The organism is Burkholderia stagnalis, assembly GCF_039848545.1.
Taxonomy (GTDB): domain Bacteria; phylum Pseudomonadota; class Gammaproteobacteria; order Burkholderiales; family Burkholderiaceae; genus Burkholderia; species Burkholderia stagnalis.
Map to the genome: position 1 here is coordinate 3,322,142 of NZ_CP156685.1, position 20,951 is coordinate 3,343,092.

Genomic DNA, 20,951 nt, shown 5'->3' on the forward strand with positions numbered 1-20,951 from the left:
GCGACGTTCGACTGCGGAGCGGGGCACGAAGGCGTCCGTCGTGCGGGGTTCGGGCTCGTCTCGAAACGGGCTCGATCACGTCGGACGAAAAACGAAATACGTTTGTTGTGAGGAAAGTATCGGCAACGATTGACGGGAATCAAATCAACGGAGGCTGATCTTCACGTCATATTTATGCCGGCCCGCGTGTAGGGATTCGCCGACAGGGGCAAGGCGCCGCCGACAGCCCGGCACGCCGCCCGGCCGCCCGTGTCACGCGCCGGCGGCGGGCAGGAACGAACGGCCGTCCGATTCGACGCACGCGCCGAGCCACTGCGCGAGCCCGCGCGCGCCTTCGCGCATCACGACGTCGTGATTCCACTTGAACAGCGGGCGGGCGAGCGGCGCGAGCCAGTTCATCCAGCGCACGTGCGTGCGGATGTGCCACTCGTAGCGAACGACCGTGCGCTCGCCGTCGTTCGCGAACGACCAGCGCCCGTCGCCCTCGACCGCGCCGCTCGCGCGGCCTTCGAGCGAGTGCATCGGCTCGACGCGCAGCACCCGCATGTCGAACGTCAGCCGGTACGGCAGCGCGCCCTTCCACGTGTACCGGTGCAGCGCGCCGACGCCGTGCGCGTCGCCGTGCTCGACCTCGACGGTGCGCTCCGCACTCTTCCACCATGCGGGCCAACGGTCGGCCTCGTAGATCGCGTGCCAGACCGCCGCCAACGGCGCGTCCACCCGCCACGTCGTCGAAAACCGGTACTCAGCCATGCCGCCTCCGGCGCGTCGGGATTCAGGGATCGAAGAAGTGATCGGGGAATGCAACGTCGATCTCGATATCGTCGAGCGTGACGGTTTCGAGCGGCTGCTCGTCGCCATCCGCGAAGCTGAGCACCTTCAGCGGAAAGCCGTCGCGCACGTCGAGCCACAGCTGGTAGCGGTGCACGCCCGCCACCGCGTGCGCGGGCGCGCCGGTGACGCTCACGCGCAGCGCGGCCCGGCCGCCGACCGTCTCCTCGCCTTGCGTCACGGTCACGCCGCCTTCCTGCAGCGCGCGCACGTTGCGCAGCAGCTCGCCGACATCGGACTGGTCGACCCGGTGGCCGCTCGCGTCGCGCACGAGCGGATTGGCCGGCGACAGCGACAGCGCCGGCGGCACGTGCGCGCCGAACGGCCGCAGCCGCACCTTGCCGCTCGCCGGATCGTAGATCAGCACCGCGCCATGATGCGGCGACACGAAGTCCATCCGGATGTAGCCGGGCTTGCGGTACGCATAGTGGATTTCGGTGCGCTCGCCATGCCGCGGCGACGAGCGGATCGTCGCCCGGTACGAGCTCGCCTGCTCGAAACGTTCCTGCGCGACGGTCAAGGGGTCTGCGGTCATGCTCGCTCCAAGCAGCGCGGCGGCGGCCAGCCATCCGGCAATCACGGCCCCTCCTCGACCTCCAGCACGCCTTCCATGCCGCGGTCGCGATGGCTCTTGAACAACAGCAGGCGATGCGTGCAATAGTAGGCGAAGCGGCCCGCCTGCGTGGGCGTGAAGCGGAACGTCTTCGGCGCGGCCGTCAGTTCGGTGCGCACTGCAATGCCGGCCTGCGGCGCGTCGATCGCGAAGTTGTGCGAAATCAACCCGGTCTCGTTCGACACCGTCAGCTCGACCGGCACGCGCGCCTTCACGATCACATGGTTCGGACGGAAGAAATAGCTGCCGCCGACGATCGCGACCCGCTGCACGCCGTCAGCGTCGACCGGTACGTGCACGGGCACGTCCTCGGCGGCACGCGCGGCGCCTGCGCAGGCCGCCAGCGCGATCAACAGGATCCGGGCCATTCGCGTCATCGCACCCTCCGCAATCTCCGTTCCCGCGCGACGCGCGCGTCAACCCTTCCATACGTCGGTCCGGCCGCCGAGCGCGCCGCACGCCTCCATCGCGATCTCGCGCAGGCGCGGATCGTCGCCGCGGCCGGACAGCGCATAGCCCATGCCGCGATCCGACCAGAAATAGGTGCGGCGGCCGTCGGCGCGCAACGCGCGCGGCTTCAGGTCGTGCCCGGCGAACACCGTCGCGTACAGCGTCACGCGCTCGCCGTCGGCGCGCTCGTACATGAACTGCGCGGCCGGGCCGGACACGCCGGGCAACAGCCGGCCGCCGATCAGCGCGTAGCCGTACTCGGCGAGCGACGGTGCGCGGACCGGCCGGCCGACGCGCGCCGACAGCCATGCCGCGAGCCGCTCCGGATCGCCGGCGCCGACTTCGACCGGATGCTGGCGGTCGACCGCGTACACCGCGTAGGCGACGTCCGCGCGCGCCGCGAACGCCGGCTCCTTGCCGAACGCCGTCCATCCTGTGTGCAGCGCGATGCCGAGCAGCACGCCGGCCGCCAGCCCGCCAAACCCGATCGCGACGCCGCGCCGCCATGACGCGCGGCGCTGCACGAACAGCGCCGGCGCGGCGGCAGGCAGCGGAAACAGCGCCTGCAGCGCGGCGCGTTGCGCGCGGTAATGCGCGAATCGTTCGGCATCCTCCGGATTCGCCTGCAGGCGGTCGAGCACTTCGCGCCGCTCCGCGCCGGACAGCTCGCCGTCCAGCAACGCGGACAGCAGCTGGGCCGACACGTCGGCATCGTGCTCGTTCGAGGGCTTGCGCGATTCGTCCATCATGTCTTCCCGATCACCCGTAGCGGCGCGGCGCCGCGCCCGGACTGCTCGTCCGACAGCAGCGCGCGCATGTGCTCGCGCGCCCGCGCGAGCCGCGACATCACCGTGCCCACCGGCACCGCCAGCACCTGCGCGGCCTCCTGGTAGGAAAGCTCCTCAAGCGCCACCAGCAGCAGCACCTCGCGCTGCTCGACGGGCAGCCGGTACAGCGCGCGCTGCACGTCGCGCAGCAGCAGCCCGCTGATCTCGCCCGCGGGCGCGGCCATCGTCTGCCAGGGCGCCGTCGCGTCGTCGACCGCGATCTCGTGCCGCGCGCGCAGCTGGTCGATGAAGCGGTGACGCAGCAGCGTCAGCAGCCACGCGCAGAGATTGCCGGCGACGCGCGGCGGCTTGTTCAGCGCACGCTCGAGCGTGTCCTGCACGAGATCGTCGGCCCACGCCGGGTCGCCCGTCAGTGCGCGCGCATACCGCGTGAGGCGCGGCAGCCACACCAGCAGATCCGATTCGTAACTCATCCGGATGCCTCGCACACGGCCTCGCCATCACGGCCGCGCGACGTGCCACATCCCGCCCATGCCGTCGCCGCCCGCATCGCCCGCCTTGCGGTCCATGCTCCAGCGGTACAGCGGATGGCCCTTGTACGCCCATTGCATCTTGCCGTCGTCGCGCCTGACGATGCTCCACGCGCCCGACGCCTTGTCGTACGCGTCGGCGAGCGCCGGCGGCCAGCTCGCCACGCACCCGCTGTCGCACATGCTTTTGCCGGGCGCGTCGCGGTCGAACGTGTACAGCGTCATGTGGTCTTCGTCGACCAGCTTCCCGCCGCTGACCTGCGGCGGCTCCGCGGCCGCGGGCAGCGACGCCCCGGCCGTCAGCGCGACGACGAGCAGTATCCGTTTCATTCCGGTTCTCCTTCGCGTGACATCGCGGCGCGTGCGGCGCCGCCTGCTTTGCGCGGACGCCGCCGTCGCGGAACGGGAGATCGACTTCGATGCGGAAATTATCCCGCCGCGCGACGACGCCGTGACTCGGTAAATAAACGGACGAGCGCGGCCGATTATTCCGTCGCATTTAAGCGGGTGCTGGCGACTGCGGGTGTAGCGGGCGGACGAGGGATCGCAAGAAAAAGGCGGCATGACATCACTGTCATGCCGCCTTGCGCGCGTGCCGGCGGGCGACGGGCAACGCCCGCCTGCTGCCCGCCGTCCGGTTCCGTTACTTCGGCAGTGCGCCCGTGAGCGTCGTCAGCAGCGACGACACCGGGGCGAGCGGGTTGCTCGGCGAACCGCCGCCCGAATGCGGCGTGACCGACAGGCCCGGCGTCGAGCCGAGCGCCGTGCCGACTGCGGTGCCGGCCGCGTTGACGACCGTGGCCGTCGCGTTCGCGCCGGTCGTCGACAGTGCGCCGGCTGCCGCTGCCGTACTGCCCGCGGCGCTGGCGCCCGAGCCCATCAGGCTGCCACCGGCCGCCGCCGTCGAACCGGCCGCGCCCGCGAGCGCGCCGCCGGCCTGCGACAACTGTGCCGGACCGTTCGCCAGCGCGCCTGTCAGTGCGCCGGCCGCCTGCGACAGCGGTGCACCCGCGTCGCCGAGCGCACCGGTCAGCGCGCCGGCCGGATTGCCGCCGCCGGGCAGGCCGCCCGTCAGGCCGTTCACGAGATTCGTGATCGGTGCGATCGGGCTACCGCCGGCCGCGCCGGTCAGCGTGCTGACGACCTGGGTCACGGCGCCCTGCACCGGCGCCAGCGGGTTCGCGCCGCCAAGGTTGCCGAGCGCGCCGGTCAGTTGGCCGACTGCGCCGCCCAGCGCACCTTGCGCCTGGCTCAGCGCACCCTGAAGCGGGGCCAGCGGATTCGACCCGCCGCCGGCATTGCCCAGCGCGCTCGTCACCTGGCTAACCGCGCCGCCCAGCGCGCCTTGCGCCTGGCTCAGCGCACCCTGCAGCGGGGCCAGCGGATTCGACCCGCCGCCGACATTGCCCAGTGCGCTCGTCACCTGGCCAACCGCGCCGCCCAGCGCGCCTTGCGCCTGGCTCAGCGCGCCCTGAAGCGGGGCCAGCGGATTCGACCCGCCGCCGGCATTGCCCAGCGCGCTCGTCACCTGGCCAACCGCGCCGCCCAGCACGCCTTGCGCCTGGCTCAGCGCACCCTGCAGCGACGCGAGCGGATGCGTGCCGCCGAGGCTGCCGAGCGCGCCCGTCACCGAACCCAGCGCACCGGTCAGCGCGCCGGCCGGGTTGCCGCCGGTCGGCAACGCGTTCTGCAGGCCGTTGACGAGGTTCGTGATCGGCGCGATCGGGCTGCCGCCACCGGCACCGGCACCGGACAGCGTGTTGACGACCTGCGTCACCGCACCTTGCACCGGCGCCAGCGGATTCGTGCCGCCGAGGTTGCCGAGAGCGCCGGTCAACGAACTCACGGCGTTGCCGAGCGCAGCGGCCGGATCGTTGCCGCCGAGCGTGCCGGCGAGCTGGGTCACCGCGCCCTGCACCGGAGCCAGCGGATTTGCGCCGCCGCCGACGTTGCCGAGCGTACCGGTGATCGTGTTCACCGCGTTGCCGAGTGTGCCGGCAGGGTTGCCGTTGCCGAGCGTGCCGACGACCTGGTTCAGCGCGCCTTGCACCGGCGCAAGCGGGCTTGAGCCGCTACCAACCTGGCCTGCGATCGCGTTCACCGCGTTGGCCAGCGCGTCGGCCGGATTGCCGCCGCCGACATTGCCCAATGCACCGGTCACTTGGCCGACCGCGCCGCCAAGCGCGTCGTGCGCCTGCCCCAGCGCACCTTGCAGCGGAGCCAGCGGGTTCGAGCCACCACCGACGTTGCCCAATGCGCCGGTCACTTGGCCGACTGCACCACCTAATGCGCCCTGCGCCTGCCCCAGCGCACCTTGAAGCGGAGCCAGCGGGTTCGAGCCACCACCGACGTTGCCCAATGCGCCGGTCACTTGGCCGACTGCACCACCTAATGCGCCCTGCGCCTGCCCCAGCGCACCTTGAAGCGGAGCCAGCGGGTTCGACCCACCGCCGACGCTACCCGGCGCCCCCGTCACCTGCCCCGCCGCGCCGCCCAGCGCCTCTGTCAGCGCGTCCCCGAGCGGGCCGCCGAGCGTCGTCGTCACCGCGCCCGTGGTCGACGCGATCACGCCGATCGACCCCGCCGGCGTCGTTCCGATTGCCGTAAGACTTGCCCCGACACCGCCCGGCGGCGAATTGACGATCACCTGCGGGATCGACAGCGTGTCGAGCGGCCCGGCAACCGCGGCTCCCGAAGCCAGCATCCCGAACACCGTCGCCACCGACAGCGCCGCGCCCGTCAATTTGAAGTTTTTTCCCATCGTGATCTCATCTCCGTTGACACTACGTTGGTAAAGCACGGGGACGGAGCGCACGAAGCGTGCCACCAGAGAAAATCAGGCTTATTTCCCTGATTTATTGCAACGCAATAACACGATCACATTTGATTTCATTGCAAAAAACATCCAACCATCCGCTTAATGATATGAAGAAACACATACCGCAGGCACGGACGTAACGTAACGTTTGCGAGGCCCGAGGTAACGTGTTCCGGTACATCCCGGGCAAGGCCGGAACGCTCCTTTTGAAACGCCGGCCATGTCAATGGAATTGACCAGGCACAACCGTTTCAAGAACATGAAAATGCATTTAAAAAATCGCACACCCGATAAGTTTTATCCCTCGATTTCTTTCCACACAATTACACAGACAATTTCAAATCAGAGAAACACCCGCAACGGCGACAGCAGAATGAAAAAGTGTGTCTGCCCCCCGGCACTCCGCGCGACGCACACGCAAAAACGCCGGCCATCGAGGCCGGCGCCGGATTCACAGCCACCGATCGATCACGCTCAGCCGAAGCGTGCCGGACGATACGGATGGGGATCGATGTAGGTCGGCGCGCCCGTCATCATCTCGGCGAGCAGGCGGCCGCTCGCGGGGCCGAGCGTCAGCCCGTGATGACAATGGCCGAACGAGAACCACAGATGCGGATGGCGCGGCGCGGGCCCGATCACCGGGCGCATGTCGGGCGTGCACGGACGCATCCCGAGCCAAGGCGCGGGATCGAGCCGCTCGCCCAGGCCGAACGCGTCGCGCGCGAGCGGCTCGGCGCGGGCCAGCTGGACGCCGGTCGGCGGCGCGTCGCGCAGCGCGATCTCGACGCCGGTCGTGAGCCGCAGGCGGCCGCCGTCCATCGGTGCGACGACGAAGCCCTGCTCGGTATCGCACACCGGCACGCTCAACGGCGCGCGCGTCGGCCGGTAATGCATGTGATAGCCGCGCTTCGCGCGCAGCGGAATCCGGTAGCCGAGCGGCGCGAACACCTGGTCGGACCACGGGCCGAGCGCGACCACCGCCGAACGGGCCGCGATCCGCCCGTGCGTGGTGTCGACGCACCAGCCGTCGCGCGCCTGCGCGAACGTCGTCGCGTCGCCGCGCACGACCGTGCCGCCCTCGCGCTCGAAGAGCCGCGCATAGGCCTTCGTCAGCCCGCCCGGATTCGACACGGTCTTCGGGTCCTGCCAGTGGAACGCGCCGCAAAACGCGTCGCCGACGCCCGGCTCCCGGCCGCGCAACGCGCGCGCGTCGAGCACGCTCATCCGCAGCCCGTGCTCGTCCGCGATGCGCTGCTGCGCGCGCGCCTCCGCGTCGAACAGCGCGGGCGTGCGGAACACCTCGATCCAGCCGCCGTCGTGCACGAGCGGCTGCGCGTCGGTGCGCGCGAGCAGTGCGTCGTGTTCGTCGACGCTCGCCGCGACGAGCGGCAGCAGGTCGCGCGCGGCGGCCGCGAGCCGCGCGGGCGACGATTCGAGCCAGAAGCGCGCGAGCCAGCCCGCATAGGCCGGCATCGCCTTGTAGTCCCAGTAGAGATCGACCGAGCGGTTGCGCGCATAGCGCAGCAGCGTGCCGAGCTTGCGCGGGAACGCATACGGCACGACCGACGAGCGCTCGATCAGCCCCGCGTTGCCGTGGCTCGTTTCCTCGCCCGGCGCGCGCCGGTCGACGAGGGCGACGCGCAAGCCGCGATCCTGCAGATGCAGCGCCGACGACACGCCGACGATGCCAGCCCCCAGGACGATGACGTCGAAATCCATGCTTCCTCGCACTGCGTCGAATGTGGATGTGACGCGCGCCGGACACCAGGCCCGGCTGCGCTTATCGGGCGATGATATCCCGCTTGAAATACTTCTGAGACAGCGTGCTCAACGTGCCGTCCTTCTTCAGCGCATCGAGCGCGCCGACGATCTTCGCCTGCAGCGCCTTGTCGCCCTTGCGCATCCCGAAGCCCGTGCCTTCGCCGAGGGTCGCCGGATCCTTCAGCGGCTCGCCGACGATCTGGTAGTCGCGGCCGGCCGGCTTGTCGAGGAAGCCGTCCTGCGCGGTCTGCGCCTCCTGCACCGCCGCGTCCAGGCGGCCCGCGACGAGATCCGCGTAGATCTGGTCCTGGTCCTGATACGACACGACCGACACGCCCGCGTTGGCCCAGTGCGCCTTCAGGAAATCCTCCTGCGACGAGCCCTGCAGCACGCCGACGTGCTTGCCGCGCAGGCTCGCCGCCTCCGGCCGCAGCGGCGAGCCGTGCTTCGCGACCATCACGATCGGCACGACGTAGATCGCCGGCGTGAAGTCGATGCTCTGCCGGCGCTTCGCGGTGATGTTCATCGCCGAGTTGATCGCGTCGAACTTGCGCGCCTGCAGCGCGGGGATCAGGCCGTCGAACGCATTCTCGACCCACACGCACTTCATCTTCAGCTTCGCGCACACGGCATTGCCGACGTCGACGTCGAAGCCCTGCAGCTGGCCGGCCGGCGTCTTGCTCTCGAACGGCGGATAGGCGGCTTCGATGCCGAAGCGCAAGGTGTTGGCGGTCGATTCCGCGTGGGCGGCAACGGCCACGCTCGCGAAAGCCGCGGCGGCGCAGAGGGAGAGCTTCCAGTTCATGACGAATCCTGTCTCGGTTGAGGCAATGAAGATCGACGGCGCGGCGCCTGCGCCAACGTGCGTCGAAACGGCGGGAACCGCGGGACGGCCGGGCATGCGGCAACGCGAGTCCATGCACGCGAAATATAGACTGAAAGTCTACTATAGACTATAGGGGATACGATAACCGGGCGCTTGTCTCGGCGCACCGGCGTCATAAGCGCCACCCACAACCCTTTGATTTCATGAGTCTTATCGATGATCGGCAGACCGATGCACAGCCGAAAAAGAAAAGCTCGCGTGAAATCACGAGTCTATATTAGACTTTTCGTCCATCACAAACCCCACCGGACGCCCGCATCGACAGACCATGCGTCCGGCCCCGACCGGAGAACCATCCATGACGCAAGCCGCCCCGTCCCTGCCGCTGACCGTCGACGACGCGGCGGTGCGCGCCGCCCTTCCGTCGCTCGACGTGCTCGGCACGCTGCACCGCATGTTCGCCGCGCTCGGCACGGCGCGCGCGGTGCAGCCGCCGCAGACGCTCACGCTGTTCCCCGGCGGGGCCGGCGACTTCATCACCTACCTCGGCGCGCTCGCCGACGAGCAGGTGTTCGGTGCGAAGCTGTCGCCGTACATCGTGACGGACGGCAAGCCCGTCGTGACCGCCTGGACCGCGCTGATGTCGATGCGCACCGGCCAGCCGCTGATGTGGTGCGACGCCGGCCGCCTGACGGTCGAGCGCACCGCCGGCACGACGGCGCTCGCGGTCGACTGTCTCGCGCCGAGCAGCGCGCGGCACCTCGCGGTGGTCGGCACGGGCGCGGTCGGCCTCGCGCACCTGCGGCACACGGCGGCGTTGCGCGACTGGGAGACGATCCGCGTGTACTCGCCGGCGCTCGAAGGCGACACGGCGCTGCACGCCGAGCTCGCAAGGCTCGATCCGCGCGCGTGCGCGGCCGGCAGCCTCGGCGAATGCGTGCGCGACGCGGACGTCGTGATGCTGTGCACGTCGTCGGGCACGCCCGTGCTCGGCGACGGCATGCTCACGCGCCCCGCGCTCATCACGTCGATCAGCACCAACGTCGCGCAGGCGCACGAGATCCCGCCCGCGTGGCTGCCCGAGATGGACGTGTACTGCGACTACCGGCACACGACGCCCGCGAGCGCGGGCGAGATGCTGCGCGCCGCGGCCGAGCACGGCTGGACGGCCGAGCGGATCGTCGGCGACCTGCCGGCGCTCGTGCGCGGCACGTGCCCCGCGCCGTCGCGCACGCGCCATGCGTTCTTCCGCTCGATCGGCCTCGGCCTCGAGGACGTCGCGATCGCGCACGCGCTGTACACGCACCTGGCACGGGCATGAGCGTCACGCGCGCGCGAGCCCGATACAATGGCGCAACCGCCGCGGCGGTTGCGCGCCGGCATCCCGGGGCGCCTGCCGCAGGCTCACCCGAGATCGCGATTCCGATGCGCAAGAAGAAATCTCCCGTCAAAGACCTGCTGCTGTCCCGCTACGCGCCGATTGCCGACGGCATCGCGACGCTGTTCTTCCCGTATGCGGAAGTCGTGATCCACGACCTGCACGACCAGACGGTGCTGTATCTCGCGAACAACCTGTCCAAGCGCGAGGTCGGCGACGATTCCGCGCTCGAGGAAACCGACCACTCGGCGCGCGAGCGCGTGATCGGCCCGTACGAGAAGCTCAACTGGGACGGCCGGCGCATGCGCTGCGTGAGCAACGTGCTGTTCGACGACGACGGGCACCCGGCCGGGATGCTGTGCATCAACTTCAACATCGCGGTGTTCGACGAGGTGCGCGCCACGCTCGACCTGTTCATCAAGGGCGCGGGCGTCGTCGCGCAGCCGGACGAGCTGTTCCGCGACGACTGGCAGGAGCGCATCAACACGTTCCTGCACGGCTGGCTGCACGAGCGGCAGGTCGGCCTGAACGGGCTCACCCGCGAGCATCGCCGCGAACTCGTCGAGGCGCTTTACGCGGAAGGCGCGTTCCGCGGCAAGAGCGCGGCGAACTATGTCGCGAACGTGCTCGGGATGGGGCGTGCAACGGTGTACAAGCATCTGAAGCACCTGAAGGAAACGCAGGGCGACGTGTAGCCGGGGCGGTGAGGCAGAAAGTGATATAGTCTCGGTTACATTTTTTTCACCCGCCCGTCTTCACGCCCCCATGCCGACCGCTCCCGCCCCTGCGCATCGCCCGACACTGACCGTCGAAATCTGGTCCGACCTGATCTGCCCATGGTGCTGGATCGGCAAGCGCCGCTTCGACGAGGCGCTCGCCGGGTTTGCGCATGCGGAGCACGTGGACGTCGCGCTGCGCGCGTACCGGCTGTTCCCCGGCCAGCCGGTCGAGCCGGTCGAGGCGATGCTCGCCGGCAAGTACCGGCTCGCGCCCGCACAGGTCGAGCAGATGCTGCAACAAGTGACCGACGCGGCGGCGAGCGTCGGGTTGCGCTACGACCTGCCCGGCACCCTCGTCGGCGACACGCTCGACGGCCACCGGCTCGTGAAGCTCGCGGAAACCACCGGCCATGCGCACGCGCTGACCGAACGGCTCTATCGCGCGTATTTCAGCGAGCACGGCTCGCTGTTCGACTCCGGCGCACTGGCCGATTTCGCCGTCGACGCGGGGCTCGAGCGCGCGGCGGTCGAAGCCGTGCTGCGCAGCGACGCGTATCGCGACGAAGTCGACGCCGACGTCGCGCGCGCCGCGCAGATCGGCAGCCGCGGCGTGCCGCTGTTCGTGTTCGGCGGCCGCTACGCGGTGTCCGGTGCGCAGCCGGCCGACGTGTTCGCGCAGGCGCTCGAGCAGGCGTGGCAGGACGGCGTCGTCGCGCTCGGCGGCGACGACGCGGCGGCATGCGGCCCCGACGGCTGCGCGCTGCCGCCGCACGCGTAAGTCGACGCCGCTGCCGGAAACCGGCAGGAAGTCGCGCGGCATGCGCGTTCGGTGTGTGCGGCCACGGCCGCGCGCCGCACTGACGCAAGGCGCCTCGCCCGCCGTACCGATCCGGTTCAAACGCCTGTTTCAGCCGGATCGGCTTGCCTTCATCGCCTGGAACCGGTTCGCTGGCTCACCGTCCCGCCGCAGCCGATCCGGCCCCGCATCCCGACACCCGTGAAGCACGCCGACCGAACACCCGGCGCCCCGCTTCCGAACACCCCCGAGCCCCGTGCGACAAGGCGCTCCGCCCACCCCACCACCGCCAGCCACCGGATTTTTAACGCAGTCGTACATCCGCGCGCCACATTTGCGACAATGTCGGGCTTTGATCCACGCGCCGCCGCCGAACGCCGCATAACCGCCTGCTTCCGATGTCGCTTCCCCATATCGATCTGCTGTACTCCCTGTCCGGCCTGTTCGTCGGCACTCTCGTCGGCCTGACGGGCGTCGGCGGCGGTTCGCTGATGACGCCGATCCTCGTGCTGCTGTTCGGCGTCCATCCGGCGACGGCGGTCGGCACCGACCTGCTGTACGCGGCCGCGACCAAGGCCACCGGCACGCTCGTCCACGGCCTGAAGGGCTCGGTCGACTGGCGCATCACGGGCCGGCTCGCGGCGGGCAGCGTCCCGGCCGCGGCCGTCACGCTGTGGGTGCTGCACGCGCACGGCGTGAACGCGCCGGGCACCGCGCGCATGATCCAGCTCGTGCTCGGCGGCGCGCTGCTGCTCACGTCGCTCGCGCTGATCTTCCGGCCGCAGCTCACCGCGCTGGCCGCGCGCAACCCGCTCGCGCCGAGCCCGGCCCGTACGCTGTGGTCGACCGTGCTGACAGGCGCCGTGCTCGGCGTGCTGGTGTCGATGACGTCGGTCGGCGCAGGCGCGATCGGCGTCACCGTGCTCCTGCTGCTGTACCCCATGCTCGCGACGACCCGCATCGTCGGCTCCGACATCGCGCACGCGGTGCCGCTCACGCTCATCGCAGGCATGGGCCACTGGCTGCTCGGCTCGGTCGACTGGTCGATGCTGCTGTCGCTGCTGATCGGCTCGCTGCCGGGCATCGTGATCGGCAGCGTGCTGTCGACGCGCGCGCCCGAGCGCCTGCTGCGCAACCTGCTCGCGTCGACGCTGGTCGCGGTCGGCATCCGCCTCGTGCTCGCGTAACCGGGCCCCCGAACGAAAAACGCCGCCCGGCGCATGGCCGGGCGGCGTTTTTTTTGCATCGCTTGCGCCGCGTCAGGCAGCAGCGCCCACGCTCAGTGAAGCTGCTGCTCCTGCTCCTGCTCCTGCTTCTGCTGGCGCAGCTGCTGCGCGCGCATCTGCAGCTTCTGCACGCGCTGCAACGCCGCGCGGTTCGCGAGGATGCCGTCGTAGAAGTTGCCGAGATCGCCCTTCAGCGCGGTCCGCGACGCGTCGTTCAGGTAGATCATGTGGCCCGACGGATAGTTCTTGATCGTCAGGTTCTGCGCCTTGATCGTCGGATCGAGCGGCATCTGCGCGAGCGTCAGCTCGGTCTGGTGGAACGGCGTCACCGCGTCGAAGTAGCCGTTCGCGGACAGCACCTTCAGGTCCGGGTTCAGGCTCATCGACGAAGCAAGGTCGCCCGCCGTGTACAGCGTGTTGCCGCCACCCCGGTTCGCGCCGGTCGGGTCCGTATGGCTGAAGTCCCAGTTGTTGAACACCTGGTCGTTCAGGTCGACGAACGACGACGTCGACGTGTACTTCAGGTCGGTGTTCAGGTAGCTGTTCCACAGCACGGTGTACGCGCCGCCGATGTTGTTGATCGACGGATCGTTGCCGCCCGAGTTCGGCAGGATGTACGGCGCGATCCCCTTGCCCGTGTAGTTCGCGCGCCCGTCGTACTGGCCGATCTGGATGCCCGGCACGAGCGTCAGGAAGAACGTGTACGGCGGGTTGTCGTTCGACGACGGCACGTTGCCGAGCGCGGCCGGGTTGCCGAAGGTCTGGATCAGCGACACCGGATCGGTGCCGATGTACGCGCCCATCTGCTGCGCGGTCGGCAGGTTCAGGTTCAGCCGCACGTTGACGAAGCCGCCGTCCTGCGGGTTCGGCGCCTGCGCGATCGGCGCGAGCACGTTGTCCGCGTAGTTGCGCGCCTGCACCATGTACGCGTCGAGGTCGGTCGGCGTCGGCGTGAGCGTCGTCTTCTTCCAGTAGAACGCGTCGGCCGCGAGCGTCGGGAACGTGCCGACCGCCGACAGCGCGTTCGCGTAGTCGAGGATCGACGACTGCAGCGTGATCCCGTTCAGCTCGACGCCGTCCTCATGCAGCACCCACGACACCACGGCGCTGCGCGCGGTGCCGTACGACTCGCCGAACAGGAACTTCGGCGAGTTCCAGCGCGAGTACTTGGTCAGGTAGCGCTGGATGAAGCGGTCGATCGAGCGCGCGTCCTGGTCGACGCCCCAGAAATCCTTGTTCTTCGCCGGGGCGATCGCCGCCGAGTAGCCGGTGCCGACCGGGTTGATGAACACGAGGTCGGAGCGGTCGAGCAGGCTGTCGGGGTTGTCGAGCAGCTTGTACGGCGCGGGCGGCGTGAAGTTCGGGAACGACGACTGCAGCCGCTTCGGCCCGAACGAGCCGAGCAGCAGGTAGACCGACGACGAACCCGGGCCGCCGTTGTAGAAAAACGTGACCGGGCGCGGCTTCGACGGATCGGGATTGTCCTGCGTGTACGCGACGTAGAACATCTTCGCGTTCGGCTGCGACGTGACCGGATCGATCGTCGTCAGGTGGCCGGCGGTGGCCGTGTACTTGACGACCTTGCCGCCGATCGTCACCTGCCGATGCACGACCGCCGCGCCCTCGGTGGCGTCGGTCACCGCGTCGTTGGGGCCGGTGCCGTAGACGTCGTTGTCGACGTACGGCTGGTCGGCCGCCACGGCGGCCGCCGTGGCGTCGGCGGACGGCGCGTTCGCCGTCGTGGCTGCGGCGGCTGCCGCGGACGGGCTGGGGCCGTCATCGCCGCCGCAGCCCGTGACGAGCAGCGCGGCGGCGGCGGCCGCGACGAGCGGCCCGCTCAGGGTCGTTCCAAATAGCGCGAAACCGTCTTTCAAGGACTTCAGTGTCGTCATTATTGCCTCTCGAACAGAACGATAAATAGCGCCGGGCGCAAAGGATGATTTGGCCCGGCGTTCCGCACCAGGAGCGCATTCGTTATGCGACGCGCTCCGAGTTTTTTACCGGGTCGGCGCAAGCCGACCGGCATGATTTACCCCACCCGATAATCGATTACTGCACAATGGAATCAATTCCATTGAAAACGGCAACTCATAATCAACGGCGCTTCCGGGTCATTAAGACGCATCCGCGAATCGACGGCAAAAAGGCTCCCCACAAAGCCAGGCCCGACAAGGCCGCCTTGTTTTTCAAGGACGCACGATCCCCGCCGGCGCGACGCCGATTAATCGCCCAATGCGATTTATCGCGTCACGATCCGGATTAATAAAATCGAAAGGATCTATTAACAGAACAGAAAGGAATATGCGCTCTGGATAATTTATTAAATTAAGTGAAAATACCGGCGCATATTAGATTCGGGGTTTTCAGCCGTAAAGTAACAATTTGTTACGGCGGATGCGGTTCGACGAAAACCGGCTTCGGGACCGATTCCCGCCGCTTCAACAAAAAAGGCCGGACATCGGCGTCCGGCCTTCGGCAAGCGGCGAACCGCGTTCAGAGCGGCACGTCGACCGCCCCCGCGCCGACCGTGATCGCATTGCCGCCCGGCGCGGCCGAGATCGGCGGCAGGTTCGCGCTCGACAGCGCGGGCGCCGCGCCCGGCGTGCCGCCGCGCGGCACCGTGCGGATCACCTGCGACGGCGGCAGCGCCGCGCCGTTCTTCAGGTGCCGCCACATCAGGTTGAGCGCCTGCAGGTCGTAGTAGTGCACCGGCACGTAGCGCGTGTCGAACCCGGCGACCGGCAGGAACGCATCGAAGTGCTGACCGTTCGTCACCTCGTAGAACGCGAGCTGGCTGCGGCTGCCTTCGCTGATGCTGTTCTGCGCGACGTACGCGCGCGACGCGTGATTGACCGGCACGAGCGCGTCGCTGCGGCCATGCACGATGATCGCGGGCTTGCCCTGCAGGTTCGCGTTCACGCGCACCGCGTCGACGTTCGCGGGCATATTCAGCTGCCCGTTCGCCCACAGCTGGCGCAGGCACAGCGCGCCCGCGAAGCTTGCGTCGGGCGTCGCGAGGCGGTGGTCGACGCCGGTCGCGGCGCCCGTGTTGAACACGAGGTTGATGCCGTTGGTCGGCGGCACGCCGTTGCCCGCGCCGAACACGCTCGTCATCGGCGACGCGGCGGGCGGCGCGACCGCGCCGCTGCCCGCGCTGGTCGTCGCGAAGCTGAAGTTGCACAGGTTGTCGACGACGCGCGAACGCGTGTACGCATTCGCATAGGTCACCGCGATCGCCGGAATCGCCTGCGAATCCCACATCGGCGCCTGCAGCAGGTCGGAATCCGCGAGATAGCCGGCCGCGTGCAGCTGCGCGAGCGCGTCGGCGGCCTGGCTCTGCAGGTCGGCGCCCGCGACGAGCCCGGCCGCGGCCAGCGTCGCGCAGCGCTGCGCGCGGATCGACTGCGTGACGCCCGACGGCAGCCCGCTCAGGTACGGCGCGCCGGCCAGCGTGGCCGACGCCGCCGCGCACGGCTGCAGCAGGTTCGCGAAGGTCGCGTAGTCGGCGAGCGGCCGCCCGAACGACGGCACCGGCGCGCCGCCCTGGCGCACCACCGCATTCGGCGCGAGCCGCACGTTGACCTGCGGCTCGCCGACCACCACCGCGGTGATCCACTTGCGCGTGTCCTGCTCGGCCGCCGCGAGCGCCGCGCCGCCGCCGTTGCTGACCGATGCGGCGATCGTCGTGATGTCGCCCGGGCGATAGCGCACGCCGTGCCGCTTGCCGTCGATCAGCGGTGCGAACTGCTCGTTGAGCGCCCAGTACGCGAACTCGACCGCCTGCAGCGTCACGCGCCCCCAGTCCTGTTCCGGATTCTGCTGCGAATGCGCGTGCTTGAACGCATAGCGGTTCGGGAACTGCGCATTGAACGTCGCGAGCTCGCCGCTCGACACGTTCGCGGTGAACAGGCTCGCTTTGCCGGCGAGCACCGCGTTCGCGAGCGTGCCGTCGATCAGCGTGATGGTGTCCGAGCCGAGCTCGTGCGCGCCGTTGCCGCCGCCCTTGTCGTTGTAGGCCACCGCGCAGCCGCGCTTCAGGCCCCACTCGCCGGCGGCCGAGATCGCGCCGTACACGCCGCGCGAGCCGGACGACGTCGCGGTGACGATGCACGGCTGCGACGGGTCGAAGCCGGCCGGCACCTGCACGAGCAGCGTCACGTTCCTGCGGCCGCTGCCGTCGTCGGAGTAAGCGAGGTATTCGGTGCCGGCGATCCGGCCTTCGCCGAGCGTGTCGTTGCCGTCGACATCGACGTTCGGCCCCCAGAAGCGCCCGTAGCCGCCGTTGGCGCTCATGTCGACGAGCGCGCGGTAGTTCGACCAGATCGCGAGGCGGCGCAGCTCGGCCGCGCTCGGCCGGGACGGGTTCGCGAACCCGGGCGCCGTCGCGCTCGCGAGGCCGGTCTTGCCGAGGCCGGCCGTCAGCAGGTCGTCGCTCGTGCCGTCGTAGGCCGTCGTGCGCACGCTGCCCGCGACGAAATCCGGCAACCGGTTGCTGTCGCCGATGTCGTTGCCGTTGCAGGCCCCGAACAGCGTCACGACCGCGGCCAGCGCCGCCCCGAACCCGAACCGCCTGCCCCACCGTAGCCTCGTCATCGTCGCCCTCTCTCTCGTTATGTTTCGGATGGACTCGCCAAGCGAAAACGGGCCCCGGCATGCCGAGGCCCGCCTGGATGCGAGCGCGAGCGGCGTCATGCGCCGCCCGGCGTCACTGCTGCTGGACGCTCAGCTTGTTGCTGACGGACGTCACGCCCGGCACGGTCTTTGCCGCGGCTTCCGCCTTCTCGATCTGTTCGGCATCGGGCACCGAGCCCTCGAGCGTGATCGCGCCGCCCTTCGAACGCACGGTGATGTTCGACACGTCGATGCCGTTCTGCTTCGAAATCGCCTTGCGTACGGCATAGCCGAGCTTGCGGTTCGCCTGCTTCGCGGATTTCGCGGCGGCCTTCGATGCGCTCTTCGCGGCGGCGGGCGCTTCGGACGCCGCCGGCTCGCTCGACTGCGCGTACACGCTGCCGGACAGACAGACGGCCACTGCGGCCGCGCCCAACGCTCTCAACACGATCGACTTCATGTTTTCTCCTTGTGAATCGGAACGGCCGCGCACAGTGCGGCCGGGTACCCCCAGTGGCGACCGGCCCGCGCGCGCGAACGCGCCGGAACGGCCGGTGATTTCCACGGCGATGCGAGAGAGGCGGGACAGACCGGCGGCCGGCGCACGCGAAGGCGGCCGGCCGGGCCGGGCAGCCAGCGGCCGGGCGCGCCCGGTCTGGTCGGGTGCCGGGTCGCGCGAGTCGGGCGTGGCTGCGTCGCACAATGTAATCCAGCGCACGCGCAAGCGCAAAGCTTTTGACTCGGCGCCCGGTGCGCAGCGGATTCGCGCACGCGCGGCGAAACCGGTTACCATCGCCGCGAATGCATGGCGTTCGTGGCCCCGGTGTCGCCCGCGTCACCGCCCCGTCATGCGTGCGTCATCCGCCGATCGCCGTTTATGAAGCCTATCCTGCGCCCCCGCCGGCCACCCCGCATCCTCGCCCGTTTCGTCGCCGTCTCGTGGCGCGACCTCGCGCTGTCGATCGGGCCGACCGTCCTCCTCGCCATCGCGGCCGTCTGGCTCGCGATCCGCATGATCCAGCCCGCGCCGCCGTCCACGCTGGTGATCTCGGCCGGGCCGCCCGGCAGCACCTACTGGAACGCCGCGCAGAAGTACAAGGCGATCCTCGCGAAGAACGGCGTGACGCTCGACGTGGAATCGTCCGAGGGCTCCGCGCAGAACCTCGAGCGGCTGTCCAACCCGAAGGCGCCGGTGGACGTCGGCTTCGTGCAGAGCGGCGTCGGCCCGAAGACGCGCGACGAGCACCTCGTCGCACTCGGCAGCATCGGCTACGTGCCGCTCGCGATCATGTACCGCGGCCCGATCGTCGCGCGCCTGTCGGATTTCAAGGGCAAGCGGCTCGCGCTCGGCGCGGAAGGCAGCGGCGCGCGCGAGCTGAGCCTCGCGCTGCTGAAGATGAACGGCATCCTGCCGGACGGGCCGACCGCGCTGCTGCCGATCTCCGGCGAGGAGGCCGCGCACGCGCTGCTCGACGGCAAGATCGACGCGGCGTTCCTGTCCGGCGACTCGACGCAGATCCCCGTGATGGCGAAGCTGTTCCGCGCGCCGGGCGTGCACGTGTATTCGTTCACGCAGGCCGAGGCCTACGCGCGCCGCTTCCCGTACCTGACCGCGGTCACCCTGCCGATGGGCGTCTACGATCTCGGCCAGAACCTGCCGCCCACCGACATCCACACGGTCGCGCCGACGATCGAGCTGGTCGCGCGCGACACGCTGCACCCGGCGCTGTCGGACCTGCTGATCGAAGCCGCGCGCGAGGTGCACGGCCACGCGACGATCCTGCAGCGCGCCGGCGAATTCCCGTCGGCGCTCACGCGCAGCTTCCCGCTGTCCGACGACGCGGCGCGCTACTACAAGTCGGGCAAGACCTTCCTGTACCGGAGCCTGCCGTTCTGGGTCGCGAGCCTCGTCGACCGGCTGCTCGTGATCGTCGTGCCGCTGATCGTCGTGCTGATCCCCGGGCTGCGGCTCGTGCCCGCGCTGTACGGCTGGCGCGTGCGTTCGCGGATCTACCGCTGGTACGGCGCGCTGATCGCGCTCGAGCGCAGCGCGCTCGGCGAACACACGGCCGCGGAACGCGTCCAGCTGCTCGACCGGCTCGACGACATCGAGGAATCGGTGAACCGGATGAAGATGCCGCTCGCCTACGCCGGGCAGTTCTACGTGCTGCGCGAGCACATCGGCTTCGTGCGCGAGCGGCTGACCGCGCACGATCACGACCCGGGGCACGCCGGGCGCGGCCACGCGCACGACGCGGCGCCCCCGCCCGGCGACGACGCCGCCCCCCGGGCGACACCGGGTTCCGCCTGAGGAGACGATCCGCGATCATTGCGGCATCGGCCGGCCGCCGCGTAACATGGAGGCCGCCGCCAGGCCCCGCCACGCCGCTCGGCCCCCTATCCTCAGGAGATCGCCTTGACGTCCTCGTCAGCCTAAAGGCGGACGATTCCCACACTTGGCGATGCACGTCCGCATCGGAGAATGTTCAACGCAGCGTTGGTATCACGATCATGCACGACACCACAGCCATCGCAGGCCCACTCTCTTGTTCGCAGTCCCGCGATACCTTTCGGCCGCGTCGTGCTGTCTTTCGACCCGCACGCCGAACAGGACTGGGTCGAACCGCTTTCGTCCACTTCCTCGAACGTGGCTCCGTGCGCGATCGCCTTGTAACGGAGCTTGTTTCGGAAGGACGACCAGGATGCGTCGTAGACACTCTTCGCCATCCTGGTTTTGGCGAGTTTCGAGGCCGACACATTTCCGACCGCGATGTAATCGAATCGCCGCACCAGATCGAGCGCGAGCTTGTGCTGGAAGTCGGCGCGGGCATTCGCCACTTTGGCGTGCAGCTTCGCGATATGCCGCTTGTGCTTGCGTGCCCGCTGCGCTTTCGCCAGCTTGTCGGCCGCGCGCCGGCCGAACTGGTCATTGGGCAGTTTTTCGCCGGTCGAAAGTGTGGCGAAGTCTTTCAGGCCGAGATCGATACCGACGCCGGAACGGATCGGGCGCGCCGGAACATCGGGCATCTCGATCACGATGTTCAGGAACCAGTTGCCGCGCGCATCCTGCGCGAAGTTGGTGCCGTCCTTGATTTTGCCGTCGGGAAGCGACCGGCTGCTATTGAACATGCGGAAGGTGTGGCCGGCGAAGCGAAACGCGTCGCCCTCCCGCTTCAGGTCACGGCCCTTCAGCGGCACCCAGCCGAGCGACTTCCGGCCGCGATAGCGCAGGTAGGGGCGACGTCGCTGGCTGCGCGACTTCGCGTATTGCTCGCACGTGGCATTGACCGTGCCGGAGTGGATGCCGAGTGCCTTGCTGCTGCCAGTCGTCAGCACGTTCAGGTCGAAACCCGTCGGCCATTTCTTGTCCCACTTGAGCGCGTGCTTCTGCGTGTCGTTGCAGAAGTTCCACACGTAGTTCACCGCACGGCTCTGCTGGTTCGGCAGTCCGTTGAGCGACTTCACCCGGTAGCGATAGACAAGGATCATGCCGGTCATCCCAACCAATGGAAGAAGCTGCCTGTCAAGCGCGCTTCTTTCCTCCTCGCCATGCGCCCCGAAGGAAGTCCCCTTGGGGGAAATGACGAGGTTTCGCGGAGCAACT

The 20,951-nt window shown here is 69.2% G+C and carries 18 protein-coding genes; 5 read left to right on the top strand and 13 right to left on the bottom strand.

Annotated features, from left to right (window positions below; translation table 11 throughout):
- Positions 1-252: 252 nt before the first annotated feature.
- The 9 genes from ABFO07_RS15420 to ABFO07_RS15460 form a co-directional block, all read right to left on the bottom strand.
- Complete coding sequence (locus tag ABFO07_RS15420; protein WP_059802407.1) at positions 253-753, bottom strand: SRPBCC family protein; 501 nt, start codon at positions 751-753, stop codon at positions 253-255.
- A 22-nt stretch (positions 754-775) separates the two neighbouring features.
- A complete protein-coding gene (locus tag ABFO07_RS15425; protein ID WP_059802409.1) occupies positions 776-1,366 on the bottom strand; it encodes a LolA family protein in 591 nt (196 codons plus the stop codon).
- Between the two features lie 41 nt (positions 1,367-1,407).
- The gene (locus tag ABFO07_RS15430; protein ID WP_059909686.1) at positions 1,408-1,821 is read right to left on the bottom strand and encodes a hypothetical protein; all 414 of its coding nucleotides are present in this window, start codon (positions 1,819-1,821) and stop codon (positions 1,408-1,410) included.
- Between the two features lie 39 nt (positions 1,822-1,860).
- Positions 1,861-2,640 carry an anti-sigma factor family protein gene (locus ABFO07_RS15435; RefSeq protein WP_060161968.1) on the bottom strand — a complete coding sequence of 260 codons (780 nt, stop codon included), beginning with the start codon at positions 2,638-2,640 and terminating at the stop codon, positions 1,861-1,863.
- The gene (locus ABFO07_RS15440; RefSeq protein ID WP_059565329.1) at positions 2,640-3,155 is read right to left on the bottom strand and encodes a sigma-70 family RNA polymerase sigma factor; all 516 of its coding nucleotides are present in this window, start codon (positions 3,153-3,155) and stop codon (positions 2,640-2,642) included. Before ABFO07_RS15440 ends, ABFO07_RS15435 begins: the two co-directional genes overlap by 1 nt.
- A gap of 27 nt (positions 3,156-3,182) precedes the next feature.
- On the bottom strand, positions 3,183-3,542 hold the full coding sequence (locus ABFO07_RS15445) for a COG4315 family predicted lipoprotein (RefSeq protein ID WP_059802413.1): 360 nt from the start codon (positions 3,540-3,542) through the stop codon (positions 3,183-3,185).
- Positions 3,543-3,855: 313 nt separating this feature from the next.
- On the bottom strand, positions 3,856-5,973 hold the full coding sequence (locus tag ABFO07_RS15450; RefSeq protein WP_347467831.1) for a beta strand repeat-containing protein: 2,118 nt from the start codon (positions 5,971-5,973) through the stop codon (positions 3,856-3,858).
- 531 nt (positions 5,974-6,504) lie between these two features.
- Positions 6,505-7,749 (bottom strand): NAD(P)/FAD-dependent oxidoreductase, encoded by a 1,245-nt coding sequence (locus ABFO07_RS15455; protein ID WP_060351095.1) that lies wholly within the window; start codon positions 7,747-7,749, stop codon positions 6,505-6,507.
- A gap of 61 nt (positions 7,750-7,810) precedes the next feature.
- Positions 7,811-8,596, bottom strand: coding sequence for an ABC transporter substrate-binding protein (locus tag ABFO07_RS15460; protein WP_059909677.1), 786 nt, complete (start codon positions 8,594-8,596; stop codon positions 7,811-7,813).
- Positions 8,597-8,975: 379 nt separating this feature from the next.
- On the opposite strand from ABFO07_RS15460, the gene ABFO07_RS15465 reads away from it, so the two are divergent.
- The 4 genes from ABFO07_RS15465 (at position 8,976) to ABFO07_RS15480 (ending at position 12,697) form a co-directional block, all read left to right on the top strand.
- Entirely contained in the window at positions 8,976-9,938 is a 963-nt protein-coding gene (locus ABFO07_RS15465; RefSeq protein WP_124490335.1) for an ornithine cyclodeaminase family protein, read from the top strand.
- Positions 9,935-10,690 carry a helix-turn-helix transcriptional regulator gene (locus ABFO07_RS15470; RefSeq protein ID WP_081059589.1) on the top strand — a complete coding sequence of 252 codons (756 nt, stop codon included), beginning with the start codon at positions 9,935-9,937 and terminating at the stop codon, positions 10,688-10,690. Before ABFO07_RS15465 ends, ABFO07_RS15470 begins: the two co-directional genes overlap by 4 nt.
- Before the next feature lie 70 nt (positions 10,691-10,760).
- A complete protein-coding gene (locus ABFO07_RS15475; protein WP_347467834.1) occupies positions 10,761-11,492 on the top strand; it encodes a DsbA family oxidoreductase in 732 nt (243 codons plus the stop codon).
- A gap of 416 nt (positions 11,493-11,908) precedes the next feature.
- Positions 11,909-12,697 (top strand): sulfite exporter TauE/SafE family protein, encoded by a 789-nt coding sequence (locus ABFO07_RS15480; RefSeq protein WP_059565321.1) that lies wholly within the window; start codon positions 11,909-11,911, stop codon positions 12,695-12,697.
- A 92-nt stretch (positions 12,698-12,789) separates the two neighbouring features.
- Here ABFO07_RS15480 and ABFO07_RS15485 read toward each other — a convergent pair whose 3' ends face one another.
- From ABFO07_RS15485 to ABFO07_RS15495, 3 genes are all read right to left on the bottom strand, one after another.
- Complete coding sequence (locus ABFO07_RS15485; protein WP_347467836.1) at positions 12,790-14,628, bottom strand: S10 family peptidase; 1,839 nt, start codon at positions 14,626-14,628, stop codon at positions 12,790-12,792.
- Positions 14,629-15,229: 601 nt separating this feature from the next.
- Complete coding sequence (locus ABFO07_RS15490) at positions 15,230-17,329, bottom strand: D-(-)-3-hydroxybutyrate oligomer hydrolase (RefSeq protein WP_059883436.1); 2,100 nt, start codon at positions 17,327-17,329, stop codon at positions 15,230-15,232.
- Positions 17,330-17,441: 112 nt separating this feature from the next.
- Positions 17,442-17,807 carry a BON domain-containing protein gene (locus tag ABFO07_RS15495; protein ID WP_059883434.1) on the bottom strand — a complete coding sequence of 122 codons (366 nt, stop codon included), beginning with the start codon at positions 17,805-17,807 and terminating at the stop codon, positions 17,442-17,444.
- Positions 17,808-18,224: 417 nt separating this feature from the next.
- On the opposite strand from ABFO07_RS15495, the gene ABFO07_RS15500 reads away from it, so the two are divergent.
- Complete coding sequence (locus ABFO07_RS15500) at positions 18,225-19,658, top strand: TAXI family TRAP transporter solute-binding subunit (protein ID WP_059889839.1); 1,434 nt, start codon at positions 18,225-18,227, stop codon at positions 19,656-19,658.
- Between the two features lie 122 nt (positions 19,659-19,780).
- On the opposite strand, the gene ABFO07_RS15505 is transcribed toward ABFO07_RS15500, so the two are convergent.
- Positions 19,781-20,836, bottom strand: coding sequence for an RNA-guided endonuclease InsQ/TnpB family protein (locus ABFO07_RS15505; RefSeq protein ID WP_347468665.1), 1,056 nt, complete (start codon positions 20,834-20,836; stop codon positions 19,781-19,783).
- Positions 20,837-20,951: the final 115 nt, after the last annotated feature.